Source organism: Micromonospora sp. CNZ280, assembly GCF_011759515.1.
This window is the reverse complement of record NZ_JAAOYP010000002.1, coordinates 1208430-1221926: the sequence shown is the minus strand read 5'-3', so window position 1 is coordinate 1221926 and position 13497 is coordinate 1208430. Positions and strand designations below refer to the sequence as shown.

Below are 13497 nucleotides of genomic sequence, written 5' to 3'. Positions count from 1 at the left end.
TGGCTGGAAGGAGCGACGCTCCCACGGCCGGCCCCGGTTCCCGGTGGCGCATCTCGACCCCAATATCGAGCCCCGCACGAGGGGCGGGAGGTGCCCACCATGTTCCGCCGCATCATCTACCGCACCATCACGGTCCCGGTCGCGTTTCTGGTGGCTGTGGCCGGCTCGGCCCCGGCGTACGCGGCCGAGCCGCAGATCCTGGCCGCGTACACGCTGCCCGTGATCATCGGCAACATCACGACCTGGATCGTCGGGCTACTGGTCGGTGTCGCCACGTTGTTCCTCACCATCGGTGGCCTGCGCCGGCTGGCCGCGGGTGGCGACCCGACCGAGATCGAGAAGGCGAACTCCGCGTTCAAGAACGCCCTCATCGGCTACGCCCTCGCCGTCCTCGCGCCGATCCTGCTCGCGATCGTGCAGGGCTGGATCGGGGGCTGAGATGGGCGGCTGGCTCGCCGACCAAATCATCGGCCCCATCCTCACCTGGTTCGCCGAGACCGTGATCGGCGCGCTGAACGCGTTGTGGGAACTGCTGTCGGTCACCGCGTTCGTCAGCCCTGACGTGACCCAACTGCCACAGGTCAGCGCGTTCGCCAGCACGTCGCTGGGCATCGTGAATACCTGCTACGTGCTGGCGTTCCTGTGGACGGCCATCCTGGTGATGGGCCGCGACACCATCCAGTCCCAGGTCGGGCCAGGCGAGCTGATACCTCGCCTGGTCATCGGCCTGATCGCCGCCAACTTCGCCATCCCGCTGTGTTCCACCATCATCGGTTTGGCCAACGCGTTCACCGCCGCCTTGACCAGCCAGGACATCACCGCGCCCGGCTCGATGCAGCAGCTTCGCGCCACCACGGTCAGCGCATTGGACGGCCAGGTCGGCGCCAACCCAATCAGCTTCCTGCTGCTGCTCATCGGCCTGCTGATCGCGGTGCTCACCGGCACCCTCCTCGTGCAGTGGATCATCCGGCTCGGGGTACTCGTCGTCGCCGTCGGTATTTCACCGATCGCCATGGCCCTGCACGGCACACCGCAGACCGAGGGTGCGGCCAAACTGTGGTGGCGCACCATGCTCGGCACGCTCGGCATCGTCGTGATCCAGGCGGTCGCCCTGCACACCACGCTGAGGGTCTTCCTCAACCCGGACAGCAACCTGCGCGTGCTGGGTCTGCCGATACCCGGCGGCGAACCGGCCGCGATCATGAACCTGCTCATCGTCGTCTGCCTGCTGTGGGGCGTCGTCAAGATCCCCGGATTGGTGCGCCGCTACATCACGCAGGGCCGGCCGAACGCCATGGGCATGATGCTGCGCGTCGTGCTTGTGCAGCAGCTGACCCGCGGGATTTCCCGCGCGTTCAGTGGCGGTCGGAGTGCCGTGGGGGCCGCCGGTCGCGCGGGCCGCGCCGGCGGCGGCGGTGCGGGTGCCGGTGGGGCCAACCGGCCGTGGCCGGTGAACTCCGGCGGAGGCGGGGGCCGCATTCGCCCCGCCGTGCCCTCTGCGCCGTCCTCGACACCTCGCTCGGGGTCCGCGCCCCGGCCGGGGGGTGCCGGTTCCGGCCGGACTGGCACCGCCTACCCGACCGGTCGGCCCGTACGCCCGTACACCCGCGATGAGCTCGCCGGCGGCGTCGACCTCTACACCCGCGCCTTGACAGCCCGCGCAGCCGCGCCATCCCGAAAGGCACCCTGATGACAGCCATTCGCCACACTTCACACCGAGATGACGAGATCGCTGGACTGTCCGACGCGGCGCAGGCCACGTCCACCATCGTTGCCATCGCCTGGCCCACCGGTCGGCCGATCCACCGATACACCCTCGCCGCGATCGCCGACGGTGTGGACCTCTACACCCGGGCGATGAAGGCCCGTGCCGCTGGCGTCACACATCGGGGAGACGACGATGCGTCCCGGCGATGACGTCACCCCGCACGCCCGAATTCCCGCAGACGTCGACACCCCGGACAAGATCGTTTACGGGTTGACCGCGCGGCAGTTGGCCATCCTGGCCGTGGCCGGCGTGATCGGCTACGGCATCTTCCGGGCGGTGGGGACGCTGCTGCCGCAGCCCGTGCTCATCGCGATCCTCACCCCGCTTGCCGGTACGGCGATCGTGCTGGCGTTGGGCCGCCGCGACGGCCTGTCCATGGATGCCTGGCTGCTCGCGGCGGTCCGGCACACCCGCAGCCCGAAGCGGTTGGCGCCTACCGCTGCTGGCCGGCCCGCCGCTGCACCCTCCTGGGCACCGGCCACTGAGACACCCGCCGCGACGGTGCCGGTGCTGCGGCTGCCGGCCAAGGCGATCAGCGACACCGGCGTCATCGACGCCGGGTCGCACGCGGTGGCGCTGGTCGCCTGCACGACCGTGAACATCGGTCTGCGCACCGGCGACGAGCAGGCCGCTCTGATCGGCAGCTACGGCCGGTGGCTGAACTCGCTGTCCGGGCGGGTGCAGATCGTGATCTCCGCGCAGCGGGTCGATCTGTCAAGCCACGCTCAGCGCATCGCCGACAACGCGGAGACGATCGCCAACCCGGCCCTGGCCGACGCCGCCCGCGACTACGCCGACTTCCTCGACGACCTCGCGGCGCGTCGGGATCCGCTGTGGCGGACCGTAGCCGTCGCGGTCACCGCAGCCGGCGACAAGGGCCGCGACACCGAGGTCCTGCGCCGTGCGGAACACGCCGCGTCCGCGTTGTCCGCGCTCGGGGCGCAGACCGCCGTCCTGGACGGCGGCCGGGCCGCCGCCGTTTTGACATGCGCCACTGACCCCTACACCCCGGCCGACGTCACCTGGGCCCGCGCCCTGCCCGACGTGGCCATCACCGGACCAGGAGATTGACATGCCCATACTGCAGCGGCGAAAGCCGACCACCACTGATGCGAGCCCGGCCGACTCGGCCGGGCTCGCGGCCGTTGTGGGCCCGGCCGCGATCGAACACACGCCCCGCTACCTGCGCGTCGGTGACGGGTACGCCGCCACGCTGATCGTGACCGGCTACCCCGCCGAGGTCGGCCCGGCCTGGCTGGACCCGCTGCTGGCGTGGCCGGGCCGGCTCGACGTCGTCGTCTACATCGACCCCCTCCCGCCGCAGATCGCCGCCGCCCGGCTGCGCAAGCAGCGGGCGCGGCTGGAGTCCAACAGGCGCACCGACGCCGAGAAGGGCCGACTTATCGACCCGATCACCGAGGCCGCTGCCGACGACGCCGCGGAGTTGGCCGACCGGATCGCCCGCGGCCAGTCGAAGCTGTTCCGCGTTGGCCTGTACTTGTGTGTGCACGCCACCACCCTCGACGATCTCGACGAGGCGGTCGCCCACGTGCGGGCCACCGCGGCCTCCGTGCTGCTAGACACGCAGCCGGCAACCTGGCGGCAGCTGCAGGGCTGGGCGTCCACCCTCCCCCTCGCGACCGACGGGCTCGACATGCGGCGGGTGATGGACACCGACGCGATCGCGACGGCGTTCCCGCTCGCCTCGTCGGATCTGCCGGCGCCGCTGCCCGGCGAACCCGGCGCCACCGGGGGCATGCTCTATGGCCTCAACTCTGACAGCAACGGCATCGTCTGGTGGGACCGATGGGCGCAGCACAACGCCAACAGCGTCGTCCTCGCCAGATCCGGCGCCGGCAAGAGCTACTTCGTCAAGCTCGAAGTGCTCCGCTCCCTCGCCGACAGCGTGCATGTGGCGGTGATCGACCCGGACAACGAGTACATCCGCCTCGCCGACGCGGTCGGCGGCGTCACGATCGCGCTCGGCGCTGGCGGGGTCCGGCTCAACCCGCTCGACATCCCGCCCGGGGACCGCCGACCGCAGGCGCGCACCTACCGGGCACTGTTCCTGCACACCCTCATCTGCGTGTTGTTGGGGCAGCAGCCGCCACCGTCGGAGCGGGCCGCCCTCGATAAGGCGATCAACGGCGCCTACGACCAGGCCGGGATCTCCAACGACCCCGCCACCTGGCGCCGGCAACCGCCCCTGCTGCGCGACGTCGCCGCCGCGCTCGCGGCTCAGCACACCGAGGCCGCCGACACCCTCGCGGCGCGGCTCACCCCGTGGACCACGGGATCGTTCAAGGACCTGTTCGACGGCCCCACCACCACCGTCCCCACAGGGCAGCTGGTGTGCTGGTCCACGCGGCATCTCGCCGACGAGCTCCGCGCACCTGGCATGCTCCTCGCACTCGACGCGATCTGGCGCGAGGTGGACACGCCGGCCATCCGCTCGGCGCACACACCGAGGCGGCTGGTCGTCGTTGACGAAGCCTGGACACTGCTGCGCGACGGCGAGGGCGCCAAGTTCTTGTCCCGGCTAGCGAAATCAGCGCGGAAGCGGCGGGCCGGGCTGGCGGTCATCACCCAGGACGTCGGGGACCTGCTCGGCTCCGACCTCGGGCAGGTCGTCATCGCCAACGCGGCCACACAGATCCTGTTGCGGCAGGCGCCGCAGGCGATCGACATCGTCGCGGACGTGTTCGGCCTGACCGCCGGCGAGGCCCGGGTACTGCTCGGTGCCCGCCGCGGCGAGGGCCTGCTCATGTCGGGCACACACCGGGTCGGGTTCCAGGCCGTGGCCTCCAAGAAAGAGCACCGGCTGTGTATCACTGGCCTGGAGTTCACGGATTCTCAGGGAGATTTGTGAGGGAACTCCGGGATGTTCGAGCGTTGGTTGGGTCATGGAGGGTCAGTTCGGCGAAGTCGTGGGTGCGTCGTGTTCGGTGATCTGGTTGACGGTGCTGGCATAACGGGCGGCGCCGGCGATCGACAGGCCGAACAGGTCGCAGAGGGCGCGCATGTCGCCGCCGTTGGCGTGGGCTTCGTCGAGGATGCGGTCTTGGCGGATGCGGTCACCGGACGTGCCGAGTTGTTTGCGGATCCACCAGTTGGTGCAGGGCCGGGCGTTGGTCCAGTTGCGGGCGTGGATGAACATGTGCGGGTTGACGCTGGTCGGCCAGGTGTTGTGCCGGTGCTCGAGGTAGGTGTTGAGGCGGCCTCGGGCGGGTTCGGCGAGCAGGATGACGCGGTTGTTGATGTGCAGCCGGCCGTCGTGCAGGTCGGTGAGTTTCAGCTCGGCGAGCTGGTAGATGCGCACGGCGTGGAAGGCGAGCAAGGCGGTGAGCGCTTCGGTCGCGGGGCGTCCGTCGACGAGGTTCGCGCGGACCTGGGCGAGGTCGATGGCAATCGGCGCGGTCTTGATGTTGGAGGGGTTCCGGATCCTGGCGGTGGGGTTGACGAAGACGGCCTTGCGGGCCTTGAGGATCCGGAAGATCGACCGGAGGCCTTGCAGCATGGTGGCGCGTGGTGTGCCGCCGGCGGGCAGGTGTCGGGGTACTCGTTGGAGTGCAGAGGTGAGTACGGCTGATCTTGCAGAGGTCAGGTGTCGTGGTGGGCGCCTTGTTCGTCACGGTGGGTTGCGTCTTGCAGGCGCAGGCGGGTGAGGCCGAGCATGTCGATCAGCCATCCGGGTCCGCCGGTGATGCCGCGGGCGCGTAGGAGGGTGTCGACCTCGTTGTGGGTTGCCGCAGTGGTGTGGGCGAGGAAGTCCGCGCAGATCTGGAGCAGGAGTTGCAGCAGGTCTCCGTGGTTGGTGTCGCTGGTGGTCGCGGGGTCGTCCGGGTTGGCCGGGGTGGGCATCAGGCGACGTTCTCGATGGCGGTGAGGCGGTTCTTGAGTCGGTAGCTGGGGCCGTTGATGGGGACGACGTCGCAGTGGTGCAGGAGCCGGTCGAGGATGGCGGTGGCTAGGACCTCGTCGCCGAAGACTTGGCCCCATTCGCCGAAGCCCTTGTTCGAGGTCAGCAGGGTGGAGCCTTTCTCGTAGCGTTTCGAGATCACCTGGAAGACGAGGTTGGCTTCGGGCCGTTCGAGGGGCTGATAGCCGACTTCGTCGATGACCAGGACGGTGGGGCGTAGGTAGGTCTGCAGCTTGCGGGCCAGCCGGCCGATCGCGTCGGCGGCGGTGAGGTGGCGGACCATGTCGTCGAGGGTGGTGAAGTAGACGGTGAACCCGGCTCGGCAGGCGGCGACCGCGAGGGACACCGCGATGTGGGTCTTGCCGACGCCGGGCGGGCCGAGGAACGCGACGTTGGCTTTGGCCTGCACGAACGCGAGGGTGGCGAGGTCGCGGACTTTGCGGGGGTCCAGGTCGGGTTGGAAGCTGAAGTCGTAGTCGTCGAGGGTCTTGTGGTGCGGCAGTTTCGACAGGCGCAGCCCGGCGCGGAAGCGGCGTTCGTCGCGGACGGCGAGTTCCTCTTGCAGGACGAGGTCGAGGAACTCGAGGTAGCCCATGGCCTCGGTGTCGGCCCGGCCGGTGAGCTCCTGCAGCGTCTTGGCCAGGTGGGGCAGGCCGAGTTTGGTGGCGCTGGCGTGGATGCGGTTGGTGACCAGCTCACTCACTTCGAGACGTCCTTCAGGTGTGGTCGGTTGGTGAACGGGCTGGCCGCAGCGATCTGCTCATAGACCGACAGCGGGCGGGCCTCGACGGCGATCTGGGCGGCGGCAGCCCGGTTGAGCAGGGCTTGCAGCGGTCCCTGGCCGCCGTCGAGGCGGGCCGGTCGGCGTGTGGTCGACTGCTCGCCGTCGGGGTCGCCGGTGGTGACGGCACGGGTGTGTCCGTCGGGCAGGCCGTCCCAGTGGGTTTCGTCGACGACGCGGGCGCCGCGGCCGACGGCCCGCTCGTGCGTGGCCAGCAGCGTGGTGCCGTCCAGGCCGCCGACGGTGGCGTGGATGGTGATGGTGGCGGCGGTCGCCCGGATCTCCACGAGTTGGCGATGGCGGACCCGTCGGGCCGGCACGGAGTAGAGGTTGCCGGCGTAGGCGACCAGGCAGTCCTTGCCGACGTGCCGCAGATGCCGGTCGGCGACCACATACGCCCTGGCCGGGATCGGTCGCAGCGCGGCGTGGTCACGGACCGCCCGCACGCCGATGATCTCACCGTGGGTGCGATGCCGCACGGCCCGCCGCTGCGGCACCCAGGCCACGAACGTGGCGTCGAGCTCGGCCAGCGAGGAGAACGCCCGCCCGGCCAGGACATGATCACGGACGATGGTGACCTGCCGTTCGACCCGCCCTTTGCCGGTCGGCCGGTATGCGGCCAGCACATCGATGTCGAAGTCGTAGTGCCCGGCGAACGCGACCGCTTCCGGGTGCAGCGGCACCGCCTGACCCGGGGCGACGTGCCGGCGGACCACGGTCTTGGTCCGGTCGTAGACGATCACCCCGGGGACCCCGCCGAAGTGCGCGAACGCCCGCCGGTGACACTCCCAGAACGCGGCCAGGTCCTGGCTGGTGGTGAAGCAGCAGAACGGATCCCGCGAGTACGACAGCACCATGTGAAACGAGTACACCTTCGGGATCCCGACGTGAGCGAGGATGCCGCCCTCGTCGCCCCAGTCCACCTGCGCCTGCGCACCCGGAACGACCTCGAACCGGCGATGCAGCCCGGCCAGCTGATCCGGGCTGATCCCCAACTCCGCAGCGATCCGCGGCCGGGCCTGCTGCAGATACAACTTCACCCGCTGGTAGTTACCGGTGAACCCGTACTGCTCGACAAGACGCTCATGGATCACCGTGCCCTTGAGCAGCAACTCCGCCCGCAACCACGCATCGACCACATGCGCGAACACATCGATCAACTGCCCACGAGCCGGCCGCGCCCGAACCGGCGGCGCCACCTCGCCGCCACCAGCAGCCAGGTACTTCTTCACCGTCCGCCAGTTCAGGCCCGTCTCACGAGCGATCTCCGAGACACTCGCACCAGCCTCGTGCAACGCCCGGAACCGGCGCACATCCAGCCACCGCTGCTCATCCAACGCCCCCACCGCCAGCCGCCCCACGCCGGTCCGATCACGACCCGAGCAGCCTCACCCTCAGTCACCCGCTGACGACGGACAAACAGTGCGCACCTCTGCAAGATCAGCTGTACCTAGCTCTGCACTCCAGGCCGTACCCCGACAGCAGGACCGCGTGGACGTGCTCGGCGTCGATCTCGCACAGGGACTGGTGGTCGGTGGCCCAGTGGCGGATGGCGGGCAACGCCCACCGCAGCTGGGTGCCGGTGGTGCCGTCGTGCCGAGGGCGCCGTCGCGGGGCGGTGACCGAGCCGTGCCGCATGACATCGAACCAGGTGCCGAGTTCGTCGCGCATGGGTGCGGGCAGGTCGCCGGTGGCGGCCAGGAACCATCGCTCGATCGCGGGGGTGCGGTCTTCCTCGAGCATGCCTGCCTCGTGCAGGACGTCCGCGACGACTTGGGCGGAGTGTTTGATCCGGCTCAGCAGTGCGACGTCACTGCGCCGGATCGGCGCGCCCGGGGTGTCCTGGATCGCGAGCATGATCCGCACGCCGCGGCGGGTCTTCTCCGTTTTGCCCTGGGGCCAGCCGTGGCGGCGGGCGTGGTCACCGACGAACTGCATCAGGGCCGCTTCCAGACCGGGAAGCGGTGGTGGCAGCAGCTGCAGGCCGGGATGGGCGGCGAGGTCACGGTGGGCGTCGAAGAAGACGAGCTGGCGATGCCCGACCGGACGCAGCAAGCTCATGTCGGCCGCGACGGTCGTCTTGACGTAGGGCTTGCGGGGCCCGGATCCGGTCCACATGCCGGCGAAGAACAGCTGCTGACCGTGGCGGTTGGCGTCGGCCATGCTCACCCGGTCGGGACGCTCGCCGTGCAGACGGGCGATCATACTGCGTTGCCGGAAGCAGAGCCGGCAGTGTCCGGCTTCGCCGAGGTGGGTGCGCCGCCGGCAGGTCGGGCAATCCCCGAGCTGCGGGAACTTCTCCGCCCAACTGCGGCAGGCCGCGCACTGCCAGCCGTAGGTTCGGGTGACACCCCACCCGAAGCAGTATGGGCAGGAGTCAATGATCACTGATGTGCTGGCCAGCGGGCCGGCTTCTCGCCAGACCGGCGACCGCTGGCCGGGGGCGTGCCGATGGCAGCGGGCGCACAAGCCGCTGGTGTAGTAGTCCTCGGCCGAGCCGCATCGCCGGCAGGGCGGCGGACAGACCGGGCCGCCGGGCCAGCACTGGAAGCAGAACGGCACCTCCCGCATCGCCGGCGGCCGGACCCGGCAGACCGTGCACGGCTTGAGACGCCGCGTCATGCCGGCGGTGTGCTGCGTTGCCGGCCCAGCCGGACCACCGGAGTGGGTGACTGTTCACCGACCGCCTGCTCGCGGCGCGGCCGCCGCGCCGCGACCTTCTCCGGCTCGCGGATCAGCAACTCGGCCGGGCTGCAGTCGAGGACCGCGCAAATCACGTCCAGGTCATCGAGCCGGATGGTTGTCGGGGTTCCGGTCCAGAGCCCGGACATCTTCCCCGAGCTGATCTCCAGACCGGCTTCGGCCAAGAGCCGACGCATCTCGGTGGACTTCCAAATGCCTTTCTCGGCGGCGCGCAGCCGCAAATTCCACCGCATGTTCTCAGCCTCCCAACCCCGCGAGCCGCGCCGCGGTCCGCTCGTTCGCCGCGACCCACGCCCGTTCCACGTGCTGCGCGGGCACATGCACGTAATGCGTCGTCGTCGACAACCAGGAATGGCCCAACAGTTCCTGGATCGCTTTCAGGTCGACGCCCTGGCGATACAACGACGACGCGCAGAAATGCCGCAACATATGCGGTGTCAGCCGGCCCTTCCATTGCGGCAGCCACCGCGCCACCGCCTCCGCGAGCCCGTCACGCAACACCTGATCACCAGCCCGGCGGCACAACCCGGTCACAGGGTCCGGCTGACGCTCGGTCGGCAGCAGCGGCGCATCGAGGCGCTGGTAGTCATCACCGAACTGATGCCGGACATCGGCTATCCACCAATCCAGCAGCGCCCCCGCCGAGTTGATCGCCGGTATCAACCGCGTCTTCGGGCCCCGCCCACGGCTGCCCTTACCGAATCGCACGTGCACGGACCCGAACTCGCCCAGATCTCTGCGCCAGTCCCGAAGGTCAAGCATCCGCGTTTCCTGGATCCGTAAACCCACCCGCCGCCACAACGACGCCGCCAGATAGCACCGCGCCGCCGGCAAATACTTACGGGCGCTCGGCAACCAATCACGCCACGCACCGAAAAGCTCATCGATCTCGTCCTCGCTGGGCGGCACCCGGGCAGCCCCGTAGTCCGAGCGGCCCGGCCTGTTGAACTCATCGATCACCTGCGCCACGACCACACCGGTCAACGCCACGATGTCGCCCTGATAACGCTCGACGACGAAGTCGAAGAACCTGCCGACCGAGCTGACCTTGTGCTCCACCGTCAACCGGGCCCGCCCCAGCGACCGCTGCTGCGCCAGGAACCTGTCGGCATCACTCGCCTGCGCCGTCCACACCGGACGCCCCAGGAAGCGGATGAACTCGAACAACGCATACCGGTCCGCCGACACCGTGCTGTCGCACGAACCGGCAGCAACGCCGGACAGCAGGAACTGATCCACCAACTCCTGCTCAAAGTCCTCCGCATCCTGATCCGTCGCAAGGCGCCGCGGCCCATGCAACGACCGCACTGCCGCGAGCCCCATGAGCACCTCGGATCCGAGAACTCGACCAACCACCACGAACATCGGAGATCGTTCATGAATCCCGACGTCAAGTCAACAAGATCCCGGCAACCAAACCCCCACCAACAAGCTCACCAAAGGCCCCAACATCGCACCGGGCGACCCAAGGAACTCCAGACAAGTCCGGTAGGAGACCTGGAGTTGCCCGACGACGAGTGACCCCACCACCAAAACGTCACGGCCGGGACCGGCCGTGACGTGACCACACCACACCACCCCAGGGCCGTGGGCCGCCAGCAATGGCTGCCCGCAGCCCTCTTTGTTCTCCGAAAGGGGCCCGACCAGTGAACACCAGCCCCGTCTTCGCGCACATCCCCGCGTTCACTCCCACGCCTTCTCCCACCTCACCACCGACACCATCGGCGCCGCCGCTGCCCGGACCGTCGCGGTGGCTGCTCGACACCGCCACCGCCGCCGTCGACTGGTGCCGGGACCGGCCGTGGCTCGCGCTCGTCGCCGTGCTGCTCTTCGCCGCCGGCTACACCGCGCGCACGGTGGTGGCCGGCTGCCGGCACGCCCGGATGGCCCGCCACGCGCAGCTGATCACCATCAGCCCGCCGCCGGAGGTCGATTCGGACGGCGCCGCCACACTCTGGGCCACCCTCGCCGAGATCCTGCACACCGGCTGGCGTCGCCGCCTGCGCGACGGCCGCCCGCACCTCGCCGTCGAATACCGGTGGGGCGGCCGGGAACTGACCATCGCGGTATGGGTGCCGCGCACCATCCAGCACGGGCCGATCCAGGCCGCGATCCGCGGCGCCTGGCCCGGCGCGGCCTGCACCGTCACCGACGCCGACCCGCCGCTGCCCCTGGATGCTCTCGATGCCGGCGGAGCGCTCAGCCCCACCCTGCCGGCCTGGTACCCGCTGCAGACCGACCACGACAACGACCCGATGCGCACCCTCATCGCGGCAACATCGGGGCTGCAAGTCGCCGAGTCAGCCTGCGTGCAGGTCCTGGCCCGCCCCGCGATCAACCGGCAGATCCGCCGGTTGCGCCGCGGCGTGCAGGGCCTTCGCACCGGCCGGCCACCGCGTGACCTGCTCGACCCCGCCACCTGGCTGCGCGTCGTCCTCGACTTAAGTCTGGAGCTGTTCAGCACGGGCCGACGCACTCATCCAGCCGGGCGGCACACCCCGATACCTGGCAGTGACCCACAACGGGAGCGTGACGGCCGCGCCGGCGTCGACAAGCTCGCCGGCACCCAATGGGAGGTCGCGCTGCGCTTCGGCGTCGCGCACACCAACCCCCGCGGCAGCGACCCCGCCGACCTCAAGCCCCGGCTGGTCACCATCGCCCACGGCATCGCCTCGGCGTTCGGGTCCTGGACCGGCCGCAACCGGCTACGTCGGCTGTCCATCAGGCATCCGGCCCGGGTCCTGGCCGCCCGGATGCTGCGCCGCGGGTTCCTGCTCTCGGCCGCCGAGCTGGCCACCATCGCGGCGCTGCCGCAGGACATCGCCGTGCCCGGTTTGGACCGGGCCCGCGCCAAGCCGATGCCCGCCCCCGTCGCCGTCGCCGCAGGTGGGCGCGGCACAAAGGTGCTGGGCAAGGCCGACGTCGGCAGCCATTCCGTCGCCCTCAACGTCGCCGACGCCCGCCAGCACCTGCACGTGCTCGGCTCCACCGGCTCCGGCAAGTCGACGCTGCTGATGAACATGATCCTCGACGACATCCACGCCCGCCGCGGCGTCCTCGTCATCGACCCCAAAGGCGATCTGGTCGTCGACCTGCTCGACCGAATCCCGAAAAGCCATGCCAAACGGCTGACGATCATCGACCCGGACCAGCCGGCCGGGACCACCCTCAACCCCCTGCAGGGCGACGACCACGACCTGGTCGTGGACAACATCGTGTCCATCTTCGGGCGGATCTTCGCCAAACACTGGGGACCGCGGATCGACGACACGCTGCGCGTGGCGTGCCTAACCCTGTTACGCAAGGCCAACGCCACGCTGACGCTGATCCCGCCGCTGCTCAACGACAAGAAGTTCCGATACGCGTTCACGCAGAACCTCGACGACCCGGAGGGCCTGCGCGGCTACTGGGAATGGTTCGAGTCAACCCCGCCCCCGCTGCGGGCCCAGGTCATCGGCCCCGTGCTCTCCAGGCTCCGCGCTTTCCTGTTACGCGACTTCGTCCGTCGCACCCTCGGCGCACCACAGTCCAGCTTCGAGATGCGCCGCGTCCTCGACGGCGGCATCCTGCTCGCCCGCCTGCCGAAAGGGCAGATCGGCGAAGAAACGGCCCGGCTGATGGGCAGCTTCGTCCTCGCCTCCGCCTGGCAGACCGCGACCGGACGCGCCCGGCTGCCCGAGCCGGACCGGCGGGACTCCTTCGCCTACATCGACGAGGCGCACAACTTTCTGAACCTGCCCGGCTCGGTGGGTGACATGCTCGCCGAAGCCCGCGGCTACCACTTCGGCCTCGTCTTGGCTCATCAGAACCTGTCGCAGATGCCGCGAGAGACGCAGCTGGCCATCTCCGCCAACGCCCGCAACAAGGTGTTCTTCTCCTGCGCCCCGGAGGACGCCCACCAGCTGGCCCGGCACACCATGCCCGAACTCGACGAACACGACCTGTCCCACCTGGACGCCTACCGAGCGGCGTGCCGGCTGGTCGTCAACAGCCGCGAGACCGCGGCGTTCACGCTGCGGACCAATCCACCACGGGCCCTCGTCGGGGAAGCCACCGCGGTCCGGCAAGCCGCCGCCGGGGCAGTAGCGGACCCGGCCGGGAATCGATCGGCGATCGCCCATCTCGCCGGTGTGGCCGACCCATCGGGCGGTGACGATCCGGACTCGGGCAACCCAACAGCCACCCAAAAGGACGCCGCGTAACCCAACAGGCGCGTCAAGCAAAATGCGGTCCGCGGCCGTTCGGCACCTGGATCGCGTAGACGGCGCTCGCGCACCGCGATCGCAACGTCCCTCAGCGGCCACGGGGGAAGCCGCTGAGGGACGC

The 13497-nt window shown here is 69.8% G+C and carries 12 protein-coding genes; 5 read left to right on the top strand and 7 right to left on the bottom strand.

Features of this window, described 5'->3' with window-relative positions; all coding sequences use genetic code 11:
• Positions 1-99: 99 nt before the first annotated feature.
• The 4 genes from FHX32_RS20420 (at position 100) to FHX32_RS20405 (ending at position 4637) form a co-directional block, all read left to right on the top strand.
• Positions 100-438, top strand: a complete 339-nt coding sequence (locus FHX32_RS20420) for a pilin (RefSeq protein WP_167185366.1) — start codon at positions 100-102, stop codon at positions 436-438.
• A gap of 1 nt (position 439) precedes the next feature.
• A complete protein-coding gene (locus FHX32_RS20415) occupies positions 440-1690 on the top strand; it encodes a hypothetical protein (RefSeq protein WP_167185363.1) in 1251 nt (416 codons plus the stop codon).
• A 210-nt stretch (positions 1691-1900) separates the two neighbouring features.
• The gene (locus FHX32_RS20410) at positions 1901-2839 is read left to right on the top strand and encodes a PrgI family protein (RefSeq protein ID WP_167185360.1); all 939 of its coding nucleotides are present in this window, start codon (positions 1901-1903) and stop codon (positions 2837-2839) included.
• Between the two features lies 1 nt (position 2840).
• On the top strand, positions 2841-4637 hold the full coding sequence (locus FHX32_RS20405) for a TraG/VirB4 family ATPase (protein ID WP_167185357.1): 1797 nt from the start codon (positions 2841-2843) through the stop codon (positions 4635-4637).
• A 42-nt stretch (positions 4638-4679) separates the two neighbouring features.
• Here FHX32_RS20405 and FHX32_RS20400 read toward each other — a convergent pair whose 3' ends face one another.
• The 7 genes from FHX32_RS20400 to FHX32_RS20370 all read right to left on the bottom strand — a co-directional run bounded on the left by FHX32_RS20400 (position 4680) and on the right by FHX32_RS20370 (position 10494).
• Positions 4680-5285: a site-specific integrase gene (locus FHX32_RS20400; protein ID WP_167185354.1), complete on the bottom strand. Its 606-nt coding sequence runs from the start codon at positions 5283-5285 to the stop codon at positions 4680-4682.
• 83 nt (positions 5286-5368) lie between these two features.
• Positions 5369-5629, bottom strand: a complete 261-nt coding sequence (locus tag FHX32_RS20395; RefSeq protein WP_109906334.1) for a hypothetical protein — start codon at positions 5627-5629, stop codon at positions 5369-5371.
• Positions 5629-6390, bottom strand: a complete 762-nt coding sequence (gene istB / locus FHX32_RS20390; RefSeq protein WP_109906332.1) for an IS21-like element helper ATPase IstB — start codon at positions 6388-6390, stop codon at positions 5629-5631. The genes FHX32_RS20395 and istB overlap by 1 nt, the downstream gene beginning before the upstream one ends.
• Complete coding sequence (gene istA, locus FHX32_RS20385) at positions 6387-7814, bottom strand: IS21 family transposase (protein ID WP_486481247.1); 1428 nt, start codon at positions 7812-7814, stop codon at positions 6387-6389. Before istA ends, istB begins: the two co-directional genes overlap by 4 nt.
• Positions 7815-7908: 94 nt before the next feature.
• The gene (locus tag FHX32_RS20380; RefSeq protein ID WP_167185348.1) at positions 7909-9090 is read right to left on the bottom strand and encodes a hypothetical protein; all 1182 of its coding nucleotides are present in this window, start codon (positions 9088-9090) and stop codon (positions 7909-7911) included.
• Positions 9087-9404, bottom strand: a complete 318-nt coding sequence (locus FHX32_RS20375; RefSeq protein ID WP_167185345.1) for a helix-turn-helix domain-containing protein — start codon at positions 9402-9404, stop codon at positions 9087-9089. Before FHX32_RS20375 ends, FHX32_RS20380 begins: the two co-directional genes overlap by 4 nt.
• 4 nt (positions 9405-9408) lie before the next feature.
• Positions 9409-10494, bottom strand: coding sequence for a tyrosine-type recombinase/integrase (locus FHX32_RS20370; protein ID WP_167186310.1), 1086 nt, complete (start codon positions 10492-10494; stop codon positions 9409-9411).
• A 323-nt stretch (positions 10495-10817) separates the two neighbouring features.
• On the opposite strand from FHX32_RS20370, the gene FHX32_RS20365 reads away from it, so the two are divergent.
• Complete coding sequence (locus FHX32_RS20365) at positions 10818-13373, top strand: type IV secretory system conjugative DNA transfer family protein (protein WP_486481205.1); 2556 nt, start codon at positions 10818-10820, stop codon at positions 13371-13373.
• The last annotated feature ends 124 nt before the right edge of the window (positions 13374-13497 follow it).